We start from the raw sequence: 20,655 nt of genomic DNA, 5'->3' as shown, positions 1-20,655 counted from the left end.
GCCAGAGCCAGACCCTCCGCCAGAGCCGGAACCAGTGCCCTTGTGGCTGGGGTCCTCACGGTTGGGGTCGTTGCCGCTGCCACCACCGGTGCCGCCGCCCGAGTCACCACTGCTGCTCAGCGCCTTGACGGCGTCCTGCGCCTGCTGCTGAGCCTCACGCCGGGCGGCGTCGTTCGCGGCGACCGTCTTCGGGTCGGGACCGCCGGAACCGGAGCCAGAGCCACCACCGCTACCGGCACCACCGCCGGAGTTCAGGCCCTTGATGGCGTCGTCCGCGGCCTTCTTGGCGTCGTTCAACGCCTTCTGCCGCGCCTCGTCACCCGACCCCCCACCGGAGCCTGACCCACCACCGCTACCGGAACCGGAACCGCCACCGGAACCAGAACCACCGCCAGAGCCACCGCCGGAGTTCAGGCCCTTGATCGCATCGTCCGCGGCCTTCTTGGCGTCGTTCAACGCCTTCTGCCGCGCCTCATCACCCGAACCGCCACCAGAACCAGAACCGCCACCGCTGCCAGAACCGCTCCCACCACCAGAGCTCAAACCCTTGATGGCGTCATCCGCGGCCTTCTTGGCGTCGTTCAACGCCTTCTGCCGCGTGGCATCCGCGTCGGAACCAGAACCCGAACCCGAACCGCCACCGGTCCCGGAACCAGTTCCACCAGAGCCACCGCTCAAACCCTTGATCGCGTCGTCCGCGGCCTTCTTCGCGTCCGTCAACGCCTTCTGCCGCACGGAATCCGCATCGCCGCCCTGGCCGGCACCGCCGTCGCTGGTCTTGATGGCGTCGATCGCGTCGTTGGCCGCCTTCTTGGCGTCCTCCAACGCCTTCTGCCTGACAGGATCGTTCGCGCTCTTCTGCTGCAGCTTGTTGATCGCGTCGTTGGCAGCCTTCTTCGCGTCGCCCAGTGCCTTCTGCCGTGTCGTGTCCGCCTCGCTGCCGGTACGGCCACCCTTGCGACCGGTAGCCCCTCCCCCGCCACCGGCGCCACCACCGGCACCGCCGTCCTGACCCTCCTGCTTCAGCTTGTTCATCGCGTCGTCGGCGGCCTTCTTCGCGTCGGTCAGTGCCTTCTGCCGCGCCGTGTCAGTCTTTCCGCCGCCAGTGCCACCTGTGCCGCCGCCGGTGCCACCGCCAGTGCCACCTGTCTTGCCACCAGTGCCACCCGTCTTGCCACCACCGACGCCACCGACGCCGCCGACGCCACCAGCACCGCCGTCCACACCGCCATGCGTGCCGGACGACTTGTCGCCACCGGAGCCGGTCCCGGTGCCTTCATTCCGCAGCTTCTCGATCGTCTCGTCGGCGGCCTTCTTCGCCTCGTCCAACGCCTGCTGCCGAGCGACATCGGGTGACTGGTTCCCGTCCGTCGACGGCGGCTGCTTGGAGAGCTCGTCGAAGCGCTTGTCGATGTCCTTCTTCGCCTGGTTGAGCGCGGCGCGCCGCTCGTCGGCATCGGGCGAGCTCCCCGCCGGCGGCGTCGCCTTCAGCAGGTCGTCGATTCCCTTGTCCGCCGCCTTCTTCGCGTCCGCGATGGCCTTCTGCCGAGCCTTCTCGGCTTCGGCGGCGTCACCCTTGGTGCCATCAGTGGTTCGGCTATTGGTGCCGTCTTTGGTGCCATCAGTGGTACGGCTATTGGTACCGTCTTTGGTGCCACCCGTGGTACGGCTATTGGTACCGTCTTTGGTGCCACCCGTGTTGCCGCCGGCACCGCCGCCACGCGTGCCGTTGCCGGAGTGCGCGCCACGCGGCGGCTGCATCGCCCTCGGGTCGAACTGGGTGAGGGCGGCCCCGTTGCTCGAGTACGAACTGGACAGATCCAGCAACGCCCGCCGCAGCTCGGGCAGCACGATGGTGTCGACGTCCTTCTTGAGCACCGAACTCATGTACGCCCCGGCGTCGAACTCGACGCCCAGCGTGGTCATCGCCGTCGCCAGCTTGTCGACGAGTTGCGCCTTCGTCTGGACGCGGGACGCGAACTCGGCCTCGATCTCGGCGACGTGCGCCTGGAAGAATGTGATCGACCTGCCGATCGAGCGCAGCGCGTCCGGGTAGCCCGCCAGCGCCGTGGTGACGTCGTGGCTGCGCCGCAGGATCTGGGTCTGCGCGAAGTCCTGGAACTGGTCGCCCGCCCAGCCCTGGAACGAGGGCTTCACGCCCTGCACGGCCGAGTTGAAGTCCTGCTGGAACTCCCCCAGGCTTCGGTACGACGCTTCGAACGCGTCCGCCAGCGCGGTCCAGCTGTCCGCGGCACCGTTGTTGAGCGCGGCGCCGGCCACGGACTTGAACTGCTCGATCGACGTGATGCCGTCGACGTTGGGACTGGGCGCGCCACCCGTCGGACCGATCGTCGAGCTGATCTCCGGGCCAGGGCCCATGGTGATCTTCGACGGGTCGACGGTGACGATCCCGCCCCCCGTGTTGCCGGTGGCGAACTTGCCAGGCCCACCGGTGATGTGGAGCTGCTGGGTGTCGATCGATTCCGGGGTCGTCATCTCATCGTCCTCAGCTTCAGCGTCATGGATCCGCACAGCTCAAGTGGGCGCCAGTGCAAAACGGGCACTGGCACCCAATTCAGCTGGACGAGGTACGTCGACATCGCGCTACAGCGTCGGAATCGTGTCGTTCATCGTGAACGGATCACTCTCGGGTTCTTCCGGCACGTCGACCGGCTCCTCCGTTGCCTCCGGCTCGAAGGTCGGCGGCGGAGCGTTGTCGAACTCGGAGCTTTCGCCGTCGTACTCCTGGGACTCCCAGGTGGGCGTTCCGGTGACCTCCTTGGCCGTCTTGCCGCTGTTGAACGCGTCGATCTTCAGCGTGTTGATCTCGTGCCCGACGACGTGGTCGAGCTTCTTGCTGTTCGTGTCGTCGGTCTGCACGAGCGCGTCGCTGACCCCGTTGAGGCTGTCGTTGATGTTGCCCATGACCATCTTCACGTGCGTTGCGTGCTCCAGCAGGCTCGTCTGCCTGTTGTGCACCACGTCCTCGAGCCACGTCGCGGTCTCGAAGTTTCCGGCCTTCGTCTCAGCCGAGGCGCACTTCTGGAACGGAGACATGTCGCTGAGCAGGCCACCGATGTTGCCCGCCGCGGAACGCACCGCCTCCGGATCGATGTGCGTGCGGTCGCCACTACCAGCCATTTCGGACCTTTCTGGGATACCGGGACTGCTGCGATGATGAGCCGGGTGGTGCCGGACCCGGGATGTCCGGCACCACCCGCGGCATCAGTGCTGGAAACGGCGAGACTGGCTGCGGTCCGTGTCGCCCATGTTGTTGGAGCCGGTGTTGACCTTGCCCGCCAACGTGTCCAGCTGCTCGTTGCTCTTCGTCAGGTCCTGCGCGATCTTCTGCGAACAGGTGTCGTAGCCCTGCGCGGAGGCACCGGTGAAGTCGCCCAGCAGCTGCTGCACCTGCTTGCGCAGGTTGCCCACCTGGTCCCGGATGTTGTTGTTGATCTGACGCATGTGGTTCACACCGTCGGAGATCGAGGCGTAGTCGTAGTTGATCAGGCCGCTTGCCACAGTTCACTCCCGCTGGAAGAAGAATTGGTGAAGGGTGTCCCAAAAGGACTTCAGGTGGTGACGCCGCTGGCGTTGCTCTCGTCCTGGGTGCGCAGGTCGGAGGCGACGCTGTCGAGCGTCGTCGCCATCGTCGTCAGGTTGGTGACGATGTCCTTGGTGAGGCGGTCCCACTCCTGGTGGACCTCGAGCAGGCGCTGCATCATGCGACCGCTGTTGACCGAGGTGAGGGTGCTGATGTGGCCGGTGAGGCTCCGCTGCTGGTTGGTGATGTCGTCGGCGCACGTGCGGTGCCTGCCCGCCATGGCCGACACCTCGGACGGAGTCAGCTTGGTGTTGTTTCCCGCTGCCATTCTCGTAACCTCCTGGATGAAATTCGAAGGCCGTCCGGTGTTCGCCAGGTGCGGCCGCACTTCAATTAGAGGTGGGAAAGCGGGTCCCCGCGGCTCATCTGTCCTGTCGGGACCCAAGCCGGGGACTTTCCCTCAGGAGCCCGGCGGGCTGATCGGCCTGCTCACGAGCGCGGCCTCAGGGCTCAGGGCGGGCCCGCTGGGCAGGAGCGCCAGCAGCGCGGCCGGCACTCCGACCGTGTCCAGGTGCCCGTAGCCGAGGATGGACGCGACATTTTCGGCCACCAACGGGTACTTGACCCCCAGATCGGTGACAAGGAACGCGGTGCCCGATGACGTACCGGGTGCGGAAACGGTGCGCACCAGCGCTCCGCCACCCACCGGGATGACGACCTGGTCGGCCGTCGTTCCGACGGTGTGCTTACCCGCCGGAGGCACGGCATCACTCTCCGTCGAGTCCGGCAGGATCACCAGGGCCGGCAACTGACCAGCGCCGGCCTGCGGATCGAACCTCATGCAAGGTTCCCCTGACGCACCGAGGTTCACCATCGCCGGCGGGATCGCCGGCAGGTCGGCCGAGATGGGGTCGTGGCCCATCACCCGCACTCCGGCGACGTCACCGGGCCCCACCTCCACCGGCCGCACGGAGCTGTCCGGATAGGCGGCCTTCAGGGCGGGGTTGATCAGCAGCATGGCGGCGACGCTGCGGCTGACCGGCATGAGCCCGCCCGCCTGCAGCACGTAGATCTCGTCCGATCCGGTCGCCGGGTTCTTGAGCTCGTAGAGCTGCCCGATCAGGCCGGGCTTGCCGCCGACGGACGGTCCCGGCTTGCCGATGTCCGCAATGGACGGAGGCTGCAGGTCGCGCCCGGCGGGAATCACGTTCAGCCAGGCGGGTGACACCCGGAAGGGTGTCACCGAGTTGTAGCCCAGCGCTTCCAGCATCGTCGGATCCGCGATCTTGTGCCGGTTTCCCCGCCACACGAGGTGCGTGACACCGTCCGGAGTGGACACCAGGAGCGCCTGGTCCGGCGGCGCGGGCGTGCCCTCCACGCCGTCCAGGCGCAGTGTCACGCTCGCGGCGCTCGCCACGGCGTGCTCGTCGACGGGCTTGGCGCAGACCGACCACGGCGAGGTGTTGACCCGGTCCGCCATGGGCAGTCCGTCCGGTGCGCCCGGGATCCCGATGGGCGTTCCGACCGGCACGCCTGTCAGCGAACTCTTGGTGACCGCGACGAGTTTGCCCGCGTCTCCCGCGGCGAGCAGCGCGGACGAGAGGTTCAGCGCGGGCCGCAACTGGCCGTCGAGGAACACGTACCGGGCTCCGGAGTCCTTCTCCAGCACCACGGCCCCCGGCACCCGCCAGGAGTTGTTGCCGCCGGGGAACATCAACCCGACGATGCCGAAGATCGCCACGAGCAGACAGGCGAGCAACAGGCCGAGGAACGTCCCCCCGTTGAACCGCTTGTTGGGGTGCTCCAGCACGTCCGGCTTGCCCTGCATGAGGCCGGACACCAGGCGGCCGACGACGAAGAAGTACGCCTGGACCTGATCTCTGCGTGACTGCATCAGCCGCTCAGCCCCCTGACCCAGGCGTAGACGTCCAGGATCGCCAGCAACAACGGGATGACGGCGATCGCGGTCGCGTGCTCGAAGATGTCCACCGCGCGACCCCAGTAGGGCCGCATCCGCCTGCCGGGCAGGACGGAGGTCAGCACGACCAGCGCGGCGCCGACGAGCACCAGCGGCGTCAGCATCGCCAGCACGCGGTCGAGCGGGTGGTGGCCGAAGCCCAGCCGCAGCACGATGGTCACGACCGCGGCCATGGCGGGCACGAGCAACGACCACCGCGGCACCACGCCGCTCAGGTGCCGGGAACGCATGAACAGCAGCAACGCGCAGACCGCGCCGAAGATCAGCGGCCACTGTCCACCCCGGACGTTCAGAGCGATCAACAACAGTGCCTGTGCGACACCGAAGCCGAGATAGAGGGCCCTGAGATAGCCGAAGACGACCGCACTGCGTTCGACGACGACCTGGTGCGGGACCGGTTCGGTGTCCTCCTTCACCTCCGCCGCCTCGGTGGGCAGCATCGGCAGTCTCAACCGGCCGAGCCGGAACGCCGTGCCCGGTATGAAGAGGCTCGCCACCAGGTTCACCGTGATCCCGATGGCGACGCTCTGCTGCGCGGTCAGATCCGACCATGCCCAGATCACCGACGGGATCAACACCATGACCCCGAAGGTCAGCCCGGTGGTGAAGATGAGCGCCGAGTCGGCGACGGCGACCAGGGCGAACACCGTCGCCGCGACCGCCATCGCCAGGGCACAGGAGATCCAGACACCGAGTTCGCCGGCCGGATCGAGCCACAGCGCGAGGAGCCACCCCGCCGCTGTGGCGTAAGCGATGCCGAGCAGGGCGAGCCCGGTGGCGTTGACCAGGTCACCGACGGTGCGGGCCACGGCTGCCGCGCCGATGACGAGCGCCAGTGCCAGCACGGCGGGGACCAGCCAGAACGACGGGGCGCCGGGCCCCGCGAAGAGGGCCGCCAGGCCGGTGAGCAGCGCGACCAGCGCACCTGCTCGCAGCATCCACCGCGACCGCTCCGGCGTCCACTGGCCCGCATCGCCGCGGGCCCGTTCGGCCAGGCCGTCGACCAGGTCGTCGTAGTCCAGCGGGGCGAACTCCTCGCCCCTGGGTCGCAAGTGGACGGTGTCGCCGTCGAGCAGCTGCAGCTCGGCCGGTGACTTGTCCTCGTCCAGTGGAGGTTCACCGAGCCGCTGCGCGACCCAGCCCTCGTGGTCGACGCTTTGTTCGATCCACTCCTTCCCGAACTGGGCCAGGATGGAGGGCAGGAGGTCGACCAGCTGCACTTCACCCGGAAGCGCTACGTCCACTGCTTTGTCGCCGAGAACGAACCGTAGCCTCGTCGGCACGTTTGTGCGATGCTGCGTGCGTTCTTCCATTTTGGGCACCGGAATCCTTCTGGCGAAAGACGAGCGTGCTGCGGAACCTAGCCGCGGCACACCTGCCCCCGCAGATGGTGATCAAGCCAGATCGCCACTTCGGGGGAAACCCTTCACCAGAGGAGTCCGAGTGGCCACTGAGGTCTTCATGCGCAGGACGCGCCGGCCGGGGCCGACCGCGCCCAGCGACGAGATAGAGCTGCAACCGCCGCCAGCGGTACCCGAGGTGACCGGCGGCGGTGTCGGTGCTGTCCTCACCTACGCGCCCATGGCGCTCAGCTCGCTCGCCATGGTGCTCATGTTCGTCCGGCCCGGCTCGGGCGCGCTCGCCTACGTCGGCGGCGGCCTGATGCTCGTGGCGGCCGTCGGCATGCTCGTCGCCAACATGCTGAAGTCCGGTGTGGATCACAAGGAGAAGCTGCGCGGCGACCGCCGTGACTACATCCGCTACCTCGGCCAGCTGCGCGGCAAGATGCGCTCGGCGCTGTCGCAGCAGCGCAAGGCCGCGCTGTGGCTGCACCCCGATCCGCGCTCGCTGTGGTCGATGGCCATGGGCTACCGGCTGTGGGAACGGCGCCCGATGCACGAGGACTTCGGCGAGGTGCGCATCGGCGTCGGCAAGCAGCGCAGCTCCACCAAGCTGCACCCGCCCGCCGACACCAAACCGCTGGAGGACCTGGAACCGCTGTGCGCGCACGCGTTGCGCCGGTTCATCCGGGCCTACTCGACCCTCAACAACGCCCCGATCGCGGTGTACCTGCGCGCGTTCGCCCGGCTGCAGTTCCAGGGCTACCCCGAGGAGGTCCGCGGTCTGGTCCGCGCCCTGCTCGGCCAGCTCGCCACCGCGCACAGCCCCGGTGAGGCGCGGATCGCGGTGTGCGTGAGCGACGAGGCCCGTGACCACTGGGACTGGGTGAAGTGGCTGCCGCACAACCAGAACCTCGACGCGCGGGACGCGACCGGGCCGCGCCGGCTGGTCGCCGACAGCATCACCGAGCTGGAACGGCTGCTCGGCGGCACCGACTTCATCGGCCGGCCACCGTTCGAACCGGACAGTCCGATCAGCGCCAACGAACCGTACGTGGTCGTGGTCCTCGACGGCGTCACGCTGCCCGACGAGCACCGGGTGTTCGACGAGGCCTACCGCAACACCATCGTGCTCGACCTGTCGGGCGCGCTGCCCTGGCAGTCGCACGCCAACACGCTGCACCTTCAGGTGGTCGACGGTCAGCTGAGCACGGTCGCGTTCGACCGGCTCGGCAAGCCGGTGCCGAGCCCGCTGTGCCAGGCCGACACGATGAGTCCGCAGGCGGTCTCCGCGCTCGCCCGGCTGATCGCGCGCTACCGGGTCGGCGAGGCGCAGGACACCGAGGAACCGCTGGCCGGTGACTACGAGCTGCCGAACCTGCTCGGTCTCGGCGACCTGCGGACCTTCGACCCCGTCACCTACCGGCGGAACAGGTCGAGTGCGCGCAGGCGGCTGCGGGTGCCGATCGGCATGACGTCGACCGGCACGCCCATCGAGCTGGACATCAAGGAGTCCGCAGAGGGCGGCATGGGTCCGCACGGCCTGCTGATCGGCGCGACGGGTTCGGGCAAGAGCGAGCTGTTGCGCACACTCGTGCTGTCGATGGCGGCCACGCATTCGTCGGAAGAACTCAACCTCGTGCTGGTCGACTTCAAGGGTGGTGCCGCGTTCCTCGGGTTCGACAAGCTGCCGCACACCTCTGCGGTCATCACGAACCTCGCGGACGAGCTGGATCTGGTCGACCGCATGCAGGACGCGCTCGCGGGTGAGCTCAACCGCCGCCAGGAACTGTTGCGCGCGGCGGGCAACTACTCGTCGCGGCGCGACTACGAGGCGGCGCGGGCGCAGGGCACCCAGCTGGAGCCGATGCCCGCGTTGTTCATCGTCGTCGACGAGTTCAGCGAGATGCTGGCGAGCAAGCCCGAGTTCGTGGAGACGTTCGCCATGATCGGCCGGCTGGGCCGCAGCCTCGGGGTGCACCTGCTGCTCGCCAGCCAGCGGCTCGACGAGGGCCGCATCCACAAGATCGAGAGCCACCTGTCGTACCGGATCGGCCTGCGCACCTTCTCCGCGATGGAGAGCCGCAGCGTGCTCGGTGTCCCGGACGCCTACGAGCTGCCCAGCAGCCCTGGCAACGGTTACCTGCGCCCGGACACGACGTCACTGGTCCGGTTCAAGGGCGCCTTCGTGTCGGGTGCCTACCGTCCGCCGACGAGCAAGCGGCGGCGGCGGGACGAGGTGGAGCAGGACCTCGTCGCGTTCGGCACCGAGTACGTGGCGCCCCGCGTGGACAACGAGGCGGCGGAGGAGGAACCCGAACGTGCCGACGAGATGACCAGCACCATGCTCGACGTGCTGTTCGACCGGTTGCAGGGCGTCGGCCCGGTGGCGCACCAGGTGTGGCTGCCGCCGCTCAAGCAGCCGCCGACGCTCGACCAGCTGCTGCCGCCGCTGGTGGACCACCCGGCGCTCGGCCCGCGGCCGGTAGGCGACTTCGACGTCTCCACGCTACGCGCGCCGGTCGGCCTGGTCGACCTGCCCGCACTGCAGCGACGCGACCTGCTCGGCGCGGACCTGTCCGGTGCCAAGGGCAACGTCGCGATCGTCGGCGGGCCGCAGACGGGCAAGAGCACGCTGATCCGCACGTTGCTCAGCGCGCTCGCACTCACCCACACCGCGGCCGAGATCCAGTTCTACTGCCTGGACTTCGGCGGCACGCTGAGCTCGCTGGCCCGGCTGCCGCACATGGGCAGCATCGCCGGACGGCTCGACCGCGACCGGGTCACCCGGACCGTGGCCGAGATGAGCAACCTGATGGCGCGCCGCGAGCAACTGTTCTCGCAGCACCACATCGACTCGATGGCGAGCTATCGCAGGGCCCGGCGGCAGGGCCAGTTCCTCGACCTCGACCCGCACGGCGACGCGTTCCTCGTCGTCGACGGCTGGTACACGATCCGCCAGGACTACGAGGAGTTGGAGGACCGGTTCAGCGAACTCGCCGCCCGCGGCCTCGGCTTCGGCGTGCACCTGGTGGTCGCCACCAACCGCTGGTCGGAAATGCGGCCGTGGCTGCGCGACGTGCTCGGCACCCGGTTCGAGCTGCGGCTCGGCGACCCGCTCGAGTCCGAGATCAACAGTCGCGCCGCCGCCGGGGTTCCGGAGATTCCCGGCCGCGGCCTCACCGCCGACAAGATGCACTTCCTCACCGCGCTCCCCCGCATCGACGGCACCGGCACGACCGACGACGTCGCCGACGCGACGATGCAGCTCGCCGAGTCGCTCGACCTGCCGACGACTCCTCGTGCGCCACAGGTGAAACTGCTGCCCAGCGAACTGACCGCGGCTTCGCTCCCAGCACCGACGTCGGCGTCACCCGCGCTGGACATGACCATGGCGCTGGGCATCGAGGACGGCGCGCTGGGCCCGCAGTGGCACGACTTCGACGCGAACCCGCACCTGTTGATCTTCGGTGACGCGGAGACCGGCAAGACGAACCTGTTGCGGCACATCGCCCGTTCCGTCGCCGCCCACTACGGGCCGGAGGAGGGGCGGGTGATGTTCGTCGACTTCCGCCGCGAGCTGCACGACGCGATCCCGCAGGACAACCAGATCAACTACACGGTGAGCACCGACGGTCTCTCCACGGCGATCAGCGAGGTCGCCGAACTGCTGCAGAGCAGGGTGCCGGGCGCGGACATCACGCCCGACCGGTTGCGCAAGCGCGACTGGTGGAGCGGCGGCAGGTTGTTCATCCTGATCGACGACTTCGAGCTGGCGGAGACAGGTGGGTTCGACGACCCGATGCAGCCGCTGCAGTCGTTGCTGCCGCACGGTGCGGACATCGGTCTGCACCTGATCATCGCGCGCAGCACCGCCAGTGCCGGCCGGGGGATGATGCAACCGCTGATGCGGCGGATGTGGGAGCTCGGCACCGCGGTGGTGCTGTTCTCCTGCCCGAAGGACGAGGGCGTCTTCGTCGGCAACGTGCGGCCGAAGACGTTGCCGGCCGGGCGCGCCCAGTTCATCAACCGCCGCCGCACGGTCAACCTGATGCAAACCCCGATCGTCGACAAGTAGCCCAGGCTGGCCATGAACGGCGCTTTTGTGGACCTGAGGTCCACAAAAGCGCCGTTCATGGTCACTGTTCGGGGGTGGGGACCTCCAGGCGGCGGGCTGGGCGCCAGCGGCGGCGCATGCCGATCGGCACCAACCGCGCGGCCAGCAACACCAGGGCCGCCACGAGAACTACGCCCAGCACGCTGAGCGTGACGAGCACGCCGCTGGTGCGATCCTGGCTGGGCACCGGTGGAGTCTGGGCGTTGGCGGGGACCGGTGCGGCCACCGCACCCGTGGCGTCCTCCTGCGGCAGCACCGACGTCACCGCGGCGGCGGGATTCACCGTGCCCCAGCCGAAAGCGGTGTCCGGGACGTTCGCCGGTGGGCTGTCCGCGGTGGCCTGCAACCGGTTCTTCACCTGTGCTGCGGTGAGTTTCGGGTGATAGGCGCGCACCAGTGCCGCTACCCCCGCCACGAACGGTGCGGCGTAGCTCGTGCCGCTGGCCTCCCACTGCCCCGGACCGCCGGGCCCGATGCTGACGACGTCCACACCGGGTGCGGCAAGGTCCAGGTAGCCGCCGGTGTCCGAAAAGGACGCCCGCTTGCCTTCGCGGTCGATGGCTCCGACCGCGATGACGGTGTCGAAGGCGGCGGGGTACGGCGTCGGGTTGCCCTGCTCGGCGCTGTTGCCGGCGGAAGCCACGACCACCACGTCGTGTGTGGCGGCGTAGGCGACCGCCGCTTCGAGGTCGGCGTCCTTCGCCGAGGTGCTGGCGGACACGTTCACCACCCTGGCACCACCGTCGACGGCCGCCCTGATGCCCTGGGCGAGCGTCGCGGCCGAGGTGTCGGTGGCGTCGTCGGCGACGCGGATCGGCAGGATCGTGGCGTCCGGCGCGACCCCGGCGAACATCGTGCCGTTCGCGGGCGCGGCGCCAACGATCCCGGCGACGAACGTGCCGTGGCCGAAGCAGTCGGTGTTGGCCGGCTGGTTGCCGGGCTTGCGCACGTCGCGTCCCGGCAGGACCCGGCCGGAAAGTTGTTGCGCGGCACCGTCTACGCCGGTGTCGACGACACCGACGGTGACACCGGCGCCGCGGGTGACCGACCAGGTTCGTTGCGGCGCCAGCAGTTGCTGCGCCCACGGCACGGTGTCGGCGCTCACCAGCGGCGGCGGCAGGCACTGCCGGGTGTCCGGGATCTTCGGCACCACGTCGGCGACAGCGGGCTGGGGAACCGCGACCAGCGCGGCGGCCGCGGCGAGAGCGGACAGGCGCTTCACGACGCTGCCCCGACCGCGCTGGTGAGCTCGGCCCGCATCAGTGGTGCCGTCAACCGTGCCAGCGCGTCCGGTTCCTCGACCAGCCGCAGTTCGGCGCTCTGCCGCTCCTGCCACGCGCGTTCCAGCCGCGGCAACACGGTCCGATCGCGCTCCAATGCCTGTGGCGACTGGGGATCCTCGTCCGGCAGCAGTTCACGGGTGAGCAAGGCGGTCCTCGGCGCGCGCGGACCGATGCCGTCCTCCGGCTCGTGCGTGCGCAGGGCGAGCGCCTTGAACCGACGCCCCACCGGGAAAACGACCTCGTCGACCGTCCGTCCCATCATCAGCTCCGACGTGCGACGCGCGGAGACCGGCCAGATCAACTGGTCCAGGTCCGCCGACGCCGTGGTCACGTCGAGCTCCGCACTCGCGCTGAGGAAGCCCGGCTCGCACAGCACCGCGCCCGCGGCGTACGGGCTCTCCTTGCCCACACGTTCCTGGCGCAGCACGACCTTGCGGTGCGTCGGCAGCCGGCGCAACCCCGACACCAGACACGGCAGGTACGCGTCGAACGGCTCCCGTCCCTCGGCCAGCGCCTCGGCGAGCGACACCGCCCCGCCCTCACCGCGGCCCAGGTACAGGCACACCGCCACGTAGTCGGCCTTGGCGTCGGGCTTGAGCATCGGCCACGCCGACAACGCCACGTTCACCGCCGCCAACGCCTCCGTGTAGTGCGCTCCGGCGCTGGTGGCCAGACGGGTCTGTTCTGCCGGGGTGCTGGGGCGGTCGGCGAGTTCGACGGGCTTGTCCGGGCGCGGATGTGCCGCAGCGACCGCCTCCTCGGCTTCCGGCTCGTGCTGCTCCGGCTCAGGTTCGGGCTCGACGGCCGGCTCGGGGGCTGGCTGGAGGGTTGGTTTGGCTGTGGTGGGACCAGAGACGGTGGAGACCGGCATCGAGGTCACCGCGACCGGGGGACGCGCGGGGGCCGGTCGGCCGGACTCGGTCGCCGGCGGGATCGGAGCAGGTGGGATCGGAGCAGGTGGGATTGCCGGTTCCGCAACGGATTCACCGGGACCGCGTGCCGCGTCGGCCGTGATGTCCGGCTCCCCCAGCCGCGCCACGTTGGACGACGAGATCCCGTTCCCCGCAGACTCCCCGGCACCGCGCACCAGGTCGGCCTCGGTCTCCGGCTCCCTCGCCAGGGGCACCGGGACGGACGCGTTCTCCTCCCCCGCACCGGCCTCGAGCGGCGTCGCCACGGCCTCGGGGGCGCGCTCGTGCTTGGGCACGGCTCCGGACTCGTTCTCGGCTTCGGGCTTGAGCACGGCTCCGGACTCGTGCTCGGGCGCGGCTCCGGACTTGGGCGCGGCTTCGGGCTCGCGGTCGGCTTCGGGCTTGGGCACGGCCCGGAGCTTGGGCACCGGCTCGTGCTTCAGCGTGGCACCCACCGAGCGGACGTAAGCACCGAGCGCGGCCAGCCCGTCCGGCGCCGCGGTGCCCAGGACGCGGACCTCGGCCGTGTGGCACTGGTGCGGGGTGAGGCCGCCGAGCAGCTCGCGGACAGCGGCCAGTTCGCTCTCGGTGACCTGTCGTCCCGCGCCGCCGACCGCGAGGGTCCACGACCGGGAGTCGAGCCGCCCCGGGGCCATCGGCTGGTCGCCCTTGGCCCGCACGTGCAGGCCGCCGGGCAGCACCTCGGCGAGCGGCGACGAGTGTTCGTCGCCGAGCCGGCGGTAGCTGCGGGGGCCGTGCTTCTCCCAGCCCGGCGGCGGCGAGGCGATGCCGACCACCTCCGGCGCGGCGGCGCCGGGGCGTTGGCGCAGCAGGGCGGCCAGGGGTACGAGGACCTGCTCGCCGTGCTGGCCGAGGACCACGGTGCGGATGGCGCCCGCGGAGTTCATGGTCTCCAGGCCGGCGGTGATCATGACGTCGTGGCCTAGCAGGAGGGCCAGTTCGGCCGCCCACTCCGGCGCGGCGGCCGAAGGTGACACGGGGACGTACAACAGGGCGCGCCGTATCGGTTCCGGCAGGTCGCCGACCAGTTGTGCCACGGCTTTCGCCGCCACCTCCACGCCCGGTTGGCCGACGACCATCTTCGGGATGCGCGGGTGCAGCGGCGCCCGGAACGCCGGGCTGGCGTGGCTCAGCGCGGGCAGGCCCGCCGGGCGGACCGCCAGGCCGGCCGGCACGGTCTCGGTGACCAGGCCCGCGACGGTGAGCTGGCCGTCCGGCAGCTGGTGTTCCCAGGCCGGCACCGGAAAGCGGCTGCTGATCACTTCGCCGTTGCCGCGGGGGCCGAAGCGGCGCCAGCCGACGCCGCCCTCGTTGCGGTTGACGTACATTCCGGCGCCGACCGTGGTGAGGCCGCCGTGCGGGGCGATGACGTCGACCTCGAAGTCGACCGCCAGGCCGTGCAGCCACGGCACTGAGGTGCCGCCGGTGTTGCCGAGGTCGGGTACGGCGAGCCAGACGGCTTTCAGCCCGGCGCCACCGGGAGTCGACCGCAGCGCGGACAGCCAGTCCCGCACCGCGACGAAGAGGCCCGGGTGGCGGTGCGCGGACGCCGACGCCAGCACGAGAACGCTGCCGGGCACCCACGGGATGGTGCCGAGCACGTCGGCGGCACCGGGTACCTCGTCTCTGCTGCGGATCAGGGTGTGCGGCCCACGCCATTCGACGACGAGATCACCGCCCCGCTCACGACGCTGGGACGGTAGCGGAGCGCCGGTGGCCGGTGCTGCCAAGGTGCGCCCTCCTGTTCATGGGCCTGACGCGACTCCCCCAGCACCGCATCGTCGCAGGTGGGAAGCCACGACAGGGCTGCGACAGGCCCGCCGGAGTGATCCGCGGGGATATCCCTCACGTGCCGGACGGAACCCATTGGTCACCGATGCAGATGAACCTGTCACCTGCGCGTTCCGTAATCCTCCAGTGAGCAGAGGAGGGGAATGCCGATGCACGAGGACACTGCGGTGATCCGCGTTCTGTGGATGCTGGCCCAGGGGATGGTGTGGCCGTGGCTGCTGGAGGGGATGTGTGACAGGACGGCCGTCGAGCACGCCGTGCGGCAGCGTTTCGCGGACCCTCCGATCGGCGACCACCTCGGTTTCCACCTCACCGATCTGGGTCGCGCCAGGCTCGTCGACTGGTACCAGCACAACGCGCCGCTCCGCACCGATCCCGCCCACGCCGACGACTGGCGTGCCGTCACCCTGCGCTGAAGGCCAGCCTGCCTTCGAGACTGGCCGTGGCGAGGTCGAGCCGCGACCGGCAGCCGGTGCGCACGAACAACCGGGTGAGGTAGTTCTCCACGGTCTTCTCGCTCATCCGGACCGTCGTCGCGATCTGCCGGTTGGTCCTGCCCTGCCCGACCAGCTCGATGATCCGCAGTTCGACGTCGGAGAAGTCGTCACGGGCGACGCGGGCCCGCGGCAGGACGACACCGACCTTGCGCATGGTCTCCCTGATCCGCAGGTCCATCCCGCCCTCGCCGAGTCGTCTGGCGAACTGCAGCGCCTCGGCGTACCACGGCGCGGGATCCTCACAGAGGGATGCCATCGCCAGACACGTGCGCATCAGCTCGGCCGCGTTGCCGGTGCGGCGCAACAACATGATGGCTGAGGCCGCCATCGCCGAGTCCTTTTCGGACAGTCCACCCAGGACCAGCTCGGCGGCGCGCAGGTTCGTGCCACCGAAGCGCTCGTGCCACCTCCGGGCCTCACCGGCCGCACGCGCCAGCCCGGCACCGTTGCCCAGGCTGTTCTCGATGAAGCCCAACCGCAGCAGAAGACACGACAGGCCGACGTCGTCACCGTTCTCGACCGCGCGGCAGACCAGGTCGTAGGCGGACCAGCCGCGGTCCGGCCCGGAGATGCCGAGGTCCACCCACGCCCGCAACGCCAGGAACGGGCCGTTCTCGTCCACGAGTCCGAACCACTGCGCGGCACGCCTGACGTCACCGGACGAGGCATGGACCTCAGCGGCCAGCAGCCGGGCGACGTGGTGCATCGCGGTGGGCGCCCCGGCCAGCTCCAGCCGACGGGCGCTGGAGGCCACCCGCGACCACTCGCCGTCGGCGTAATCCCGCAGGAGGCGGCGATAGATCCCGAGCGGACCGGACTTCGGCAGGCCGTAGCAGGGCCCGAGCACGAGGCGCAGCATCACGACCACGTCGTACCGGCCGTCGGTGACCTCGGCCGCCTCGACCGCGTCGTCCACACCGAGTTCGTCGTGCTCCCAGTCGGGTAGCCGATTGACCCGGAAGCCGGAGAACGCGGCCGCCACCTCCGTCGCGCGCACCGGATCACGTTCGTCGAACCAGCGGGCAGCGAACCGCAGCGGCACTCGCGCACGGGGATCACCCGCCAGCACGTCGTGCACGCCGGCCGCCACCGGCTGTCCGATGTGGACGGACGCCAACGCCGCCGCCGCGGCGAGCTCGTACCGGCAGCACTCCGGGATGCCCGCGGCGACCTCGGCCCCGACAACCTCGGCCAGTTCGCCGTACTGCCCGGTGCGCACCAGCAGGTGCAGCACGATCCGCAGCAGCCGAACACGGTCCGCACCAGGCCCGACGTGTCGCAGCGCGGCACGGAACCACCGCGCGGCCAAGGATGGATCTGCCCGGACGATCCGGACGGCCTCGCGTTCGAGCAGCGGCACCAGCGCGGGGTCGGCGGGTAGCACGGCGCCCGCCAGCGCGATGTGGTCCGCGACCGTCGACATGTCGGAGATGCCGCCGCGAAGCAGTTGCTCGGCCATCGTGCGGTGAACCGCACGCAGCCGGTCCGCACCGAACCCGCGCATGAGCGCAGCCGTCAACGCGGCACACGGCACGCTGAGCCGTCCGTTCTCGTCGCACGCCAACGCGCCGACGGCGACGAGCCGGTCCACGACGTCGCCGGACCGGCGGAGTTCGTGCCCGAGCGCGGCGGCGACCTGCAGCACGTCGTCCACGTCGAGCCGGGCCGCGTCCGCAGCCACCGCCACGATCTGCACGCCCGCTTCGCCGAGTTCCTCCACGTTCCGGACGAGTTCGTGTTCGCGGGGCAACGCGACGAGAGACGGCTCGCGCAGGCACAGGTGGCCGAGCACCTCGGCGAACGCACCCTCCCGGCGCAGCGCGTCGAACGTCGCGAGCACGGTGCCGGGATGACCCGCGAGCGGTCCGAGCGCCGTGCGCACGGCGGGGATCACCGCCTCGTCCAGCGGTGCGGGCGCGACACGGGCGAGCAGTTCGCCGATCTCGGCCTCTCGCAACGGACCGAGGTCGAGCACGCGGTCCGCGAGCGAGATCAGCGGCGTCACCGTGTCTTCTCGGCACGTGACGACGACCGTGCACCCCGCACGGTGTGCGGCGGCGATCGCTCGGACGGGGTCGGCCGCGGCGTCCACGTCGTCGACGAACACCGCCACCGGTCTCGTCGCGCGCAACGTCCTGAACAGGCGCACCAGTTCGGCGAGGCCGCACAGCCTGCTGAGCGCGGCCACCGAGCCCGTGAGCTCCGGGCCGACGTACTCGTGGAACGACTCACGGACCAGGTCGACGACAGCCTGGGCGCGGAACACGTCCCCCGGCGGCTCCTCCGCCGTGACCGGCAGCGAGAGCACGGTGATGCCGCGGTCCCGCCACGACCGGCGCAGCTCGTGCAGAAACGCCGTCCGGCCGATGCCGGCGCGACCTCGCACGACCAGCAGAGCCGGTGTGCCCGCGAACCCGCCGAGAGCCGCCGCCTCCGCGGTCCGGCCCACGAACGGCCTGCGCTCGCTCGGCACAAGATCCTCCACAGTGCACCATTCGGACTAATCGATACGCCCGATAGTAGGCACGTGGCAGTGGTGTCGCCATGTCCCGAAAGCCTGTTCCGGGCAGATTCGCACGGACAGGTGAACGCCGTTTTCGTCGCAGGTCAGACCATCGACTCCTGGAAGTCCTCCGCCATCAGCAGGGTCATGTCGGCCGCCGTGACCCGGTCGGACATCGCGAGGCGGGTCGCCTGCTGGTCGGCCATCACCTCGAACACCTTGCGGGCCGTGCGGCCGTTGCCGAAGGTGCCGTCCTTCGGAATCCGGTCGAAGTACTCGTACAGCGTCTCCGCCGCCACCTCGTCGAGCCGGTAGTCGTGCTTGCGGCAGTGCAGGCCGACGATCGTCACCAGTTCGTCCGGGTTGTAGTTCTCGAACTCGATCGTGCGGCTGAACCGCGACTCCAGGCCGGGGTTGGCCTGGAGGAACTCGATCATCTGCTGCGAGTAGCCCGCCGCGATGACCACCACGTCCTCGCGGTGGTCCTCCATCAGCTTCAGCAGCGTGTCGATCGCCTCGCGGCCGAAGTCGGGACCGGTGCCGCTCTGGCCGGCGCTGAGCGTGTAGGCCTCGTCGATGAACAGCACGCCGCCCAGCGCGGAGTTGAAGACCTCGGTGGTCTTGATCGCCGTGCCGCCGATGATCTGCGCGACGAGGTCGGCCCGCGCGACCTCCACCAGGTGACCGGAGCGCAGCACGCCGAGATCGGCGAGGATCGCCCCGTAGAGCCGTGCGACCGTGGTCTTGCCGGTGCCCGGCGCGCCCGCGAAGACCAGATGGCGAGCCATCGGCGGCGCCGACAGGCCGGCCTCCTGGCGGCGCTTGGCCATGAGGTTGAGGTTCACCAGCGAGTTGACCTCGCGCTTCACGCCGTCCAGGCCCACCAGCGAGTTCAACTCGCTGATCGGATCGCTCGGCGGCCGGTGCTGCGCCGTGGCCTGCTGGCTGTCCGGGCGCGTGGAGGACGGTGCTGGTCCGCTGGCCACCGCGGACGCCGAGCCGTGCGCGTCCCGGACGGCGTTGCCGGCGCTGCGCAGGTTCGTCACGTGCAGTTCGGCGCTCGGCCGGGTCTGCCGCAGACCGGAGCCGAGGTTGTCCCTGACCAGGCAGTCGACGATGCGGATCTGGTCCTCGCTGTTCACGCTGATGCCGTCACCGGCGTTCGTGACGAACTCCGACTCCTCCAGCACCCCCGTCGAGCCCACGTCGAACAGGCAGCCGCCGGCCTTGCTGTCCCGCACCCGGCACCGGGTCGCGGTGAGCTCACCGCCGACCCCGACGTGCAGCCCGTCGCCGCCCGCGTCGGCGATCTCGCAGTCGGACAGGACGAGCGCCGCTTCCCGCACCAGCACCCCGCTGTCGGCGGTGCCGCGGACGCTCGCCCCGGTCACCGAGGTCCTGGCCGAACCGCTGACCGAGATCCCGGTCAGGCCGGTCCGGTCGATCTCGATGTTCTCGAACCGGCCGCGGCCACCGCCGGTCACGTCGATCGCCGCGCCGTCGCACCCGCGTACCCGCAGGCCGCGGAAGAACGGGTCGGCCGATCCGTCCACGCGCACGCCCGCCTCCGAACACGACGAAACCGAGGCGCGGACGAACTCCGTGGTGCAGCGCTCGCCGACGGCGACACCGACACCGTTGACGTCCGCGGCCCCGCACTCCTCGAGGGTGCCGGCGGCCCTGCCGGTGAAGAGGTAGCCGTACTCGCGGGTGCGCTCGACCCGGAACCGCCGCAGGACGGGCGCGCAGTCCTCGGCCACCAGCACGCCTTCCGCACCCGCGCCGCTGACGGAACTGTCCTCGATCACGACGTTGCCGGAGGACGCCAGGTAGAAGCCGATCCCACGGACGTCGCTGACGTTCACGCGCGTGACCACCGCGCTGGCGTGCTGCTCGACCGCGAACGCCGGTTTGGCCGTGCGGGTGATGGTCGTGTCGGTGACGGTGACCCGGCCGTGGCCGTTGAGGCAGATGCCGTTGCCGTTGGCGTCGCGCACCCCGCAGGCGCGCATGACGAGCTCGCCGTGCTCGGCGATCACGACGCCCGACGTGCCTGCTTCGAGCAGCCGGCACGAGTCGAGCAGGTTGCCGCCCGACGACGTGACCACGACACCGGCGCCGGCGGGGTTGCGGACCTCGCAGCCCCGCATCAGCACCGAGCCCTGGCCGGTGGCGTACACGGCGGACCAGGCGGTGGCGCCGATCCGGCACTCGGTGAAGCTGAGCTGGCCGTTGGTCACCACGACGGCGGGACTCTCCGGGTCCTGCGACTCGATCGTCAGCCCGGAGAGCGCTCCGGAGTCGGCGCCCAGCACGACGGCGGGCCCGGACGACGCGACCACGCGCACGGTGCCGGGACCGTCTTCCGCGGTGATGGTGACGGCCCTGGTCAGCACCAGCGTCTCGTAGTACTGGCCGGTGCTCACCAGGATCACCGCTCCGTCGGCGGCGGACGTGAGCGCGTCCGAGATGCTCCTGTGCCCCTGCCCCGTCGCGGGGTTGACCGTGATCACGTCCTGGGCCACCTGGGATCCTTTCCATCTCCACGCCGAACCGTCCGGCGTCCAAATGGCGGTACCCGGCTGGTCTGGTTAGTCTGGCGTCCCCTGAACCGCGCCGCGGCGGTCCCGCCACCGCCGAAGACCAAATGAGGGAGTTCCCTCACGAGGT

The 20,655-nt window shown here is 70.2% G+C and carries 11 protein-coding genes and 1 pseudogene; 2 read left to right on the top strand and 10 right to left on the bottom strand.

All coding sequences use genetic code 11. The annotated features are described in order from the left end of the window. From B0F77_RS47890 to eccD, 6 genes and pseudogenes are all read right to left on the bottom strand, one after another. Positions 1–2,496, bottom strand: a pseudogene (locus B0F77_RS47890) (hypothetical protein); the annotation flags it as partial. Between the two features lie 108 nt (positions 2,497–2,604). Next, positions 2,605–3,141, bottom strand: a complete 537-nt coding sequence (locus B0F77_RS16185; RefSeq protein ID WP_086663731.1) for a hypothetical protein — start codon at positions 3,139–3,141, stop codon at positions 2,605–2,607. 84 nt (positions 3,142–3,225) lie between these two features. Continuing rightward, a complete protein-coding gene (locus B0F77_RS16180; protein WP_086663730.1) occupies positions 3,226–3,522 on the bottom strand; it encodes a WXG100 family type VII secretion target in 297 nt (98 codons plus the stop codon). A 50-nt stretch (positions 3,523–3,572) separates the two neighbouring features. Next, the gene (locus tag B0F77_RS16175) at positions 3,573–3,872 is read right to left on the bottom strand and encodes a WXG100 family type VII secretion target (RefSeq protein WP_086663729.1); all 300 of its coding nucleotides are present in this window, start codon (positions 3,870–3,872) and stop codon (positions 3,573–3,575) included. A 132-nt stretch (positions 3,873–4,004) separates the two neighbouring features. After that, positions 4,005–5,438: a type VII secretion protein EccB gene (gene eccB / locus B0F77_RS16170; protein ID WP_086663728.1), complete on the bottom strand. Its 1,434-nt coding sequence runs from the start codon at positions 5,436–5,438 to the stop codon at positions 4,005–4,007. Continuing rightward, complete coding sequence (eccD, locus tag B0F77_RS16165; RefSeq protein ID WP_086663727.1) at positions 5,438–6,835, bottom strand: type VII secretion integral membrane protein EccD; 1,398 nt, start codon at positions 6,833–6,835, stop codon at positions 5,438–5,440. The genes eccB and eccD overlap by 1 nt, the downstream gene beginning before the upstream one ends. Before the next feature lie 130 nt (positions 6,836–6,965). Here eccD and eccCa point away from each other — a divergent pair, with 130 nt between their 5' ends. Beyond that, on the top strand, positions 6,966–10,940 hold the full coding sequence (gene eccCa, locus B0F77_RS16160) for a type VII secretion protein EccCa (RefSeq protein ID WP_086663726.1): 3,975 nt from the start codon (positions 6,966–6,968) through the stop codon (positions 10,938–10,940). A gap of 61 nt (positions 10,941–11,001) precedes the next feature. Here eccCa and mycP read toward each other — a convergent pair whose 3' ends face one another. Both mycP and B0F77_RS16150 read right to left on the bottom strand, forming a co-directional pair. Then, positions 11,002–12,201, bottom strand: coding sequence for a type VII secretion-associated serine protease mycosin (gene mycP, locus B0F77_RS16155; protein WP_086663725.1), 1,200 nt, complete (start codon positions 12,199–12,201; stop codon positions 11,002–11,004). Further along, positions 12,198–14,924, bottom strand: coding sequence for a hypothetical protein (locus B0F77_RS16150; RefSeq protein WP_143466766.1), 2,727 nt, complete (start codon positions 14,922–14,924; stop codon positions 12,198–12,200). Before B0F77_RS16150 ends, mycP begins: the two co-directional genes overlap by 4 nt. 210 nt (positions 14,925–15,134) lie before the next feature. On the opposite strand from B0F77_RS16150, the gene B0F77_RS16145 reads away from it, so the two are divergent. Further along, positions 15,135–15,401: a hypothetical protein gene (locus B0F77_RS16145; RefSeq protein ID WP_143466765.1), complete on the top strand. Its 267-nt coding sequence runs from the start codon at positions 15,135–15,137 to the stop codon at positions 15,399–15,401. On the opposite strand, the gene B0F77_RS16140 is transcribed toward B0F77_RS16145, so the two are convergent. Then, complete coding sequence (locus tag B0F77_RS16140) at positions 15,388–17,967, bottom strand: helix-turn-helix transcriptional regulator (RefSeq protein WP_143466764.1); 2,580 nt, start codon at positions 17,965–17,967, stop codon at positions 15,388–15,390. The genes B0F77_RS16145 and B0F77_RS16140 overlap by 14 nt on opposite strands. 122 nt (positions 17,968–18,089) lie before the next feature. Next, the gene (locus tag B0F77_RS16135; RefSeq protein WP_086663721.1) at positions 18,090–20,510 is read right to left on the bottom strand and encodes a right-handed parallel beta-helix repeat-containing protein; all 2,421 of its coding nucleotides are present in this window, start codon (positions 20,508–20,510) and stop codon (positions 18,090–18,092) included. Positions 20,511–20,655 lie beyond the last annotated feature (145 nt).

Origin of the sequence: Lentzea kentuckyensis (genome assembly GCF_002150765.1) — a bacterium.
Taxonomy (GTDB): domain Bacteria; phylum Actinomycetota; class Actinomycetes; order Mycobacteriales; family Pseudonocardiaceae; genus Lentzea; species Lentzea kentuckyensis.
Note: the sequence above shows the minus strand (reverse complement) of the source record. Positions and strands in the feature narration are given on the sequence as shown.

Coding starts and splice junctions, on each gene's coding strand:
- B0F77_RS16145 (WP_143466765.1), top strand. CDS start 15,135: ATGCACGAGGACACTGCGGTGATCCGCGTTCTGTGGATGCTGGCCCAG.
- eccD (WP_086663727.1), bottom strand. CDS start 6,835: ATGGAAGAACGCACGCAGCATCGCACAAACGTGCCGACGAGGCTACGG.
- B0F77_RS16185 (WP_086663731.1), bottom strand. CDS start 3,141: ATGGCTGGTAGTGGCGACCGCACGCACATCGATCCGGAGGCGGTGCGT.
- eccB (WP_086663728.1), bottom strand. CDS start 5,438: ATGCAGTCACGCAGAGATCAGGTCCAGGCGTACTTCTTCGTCGTCGGC.
- B0F77_RS16175 (WP_086663729.1), bottom strand. CDS start 3,872: ATGGCAGCGGGAAACAACACCAAGCTGACTCCGTCCGAGGTGTCGGCC.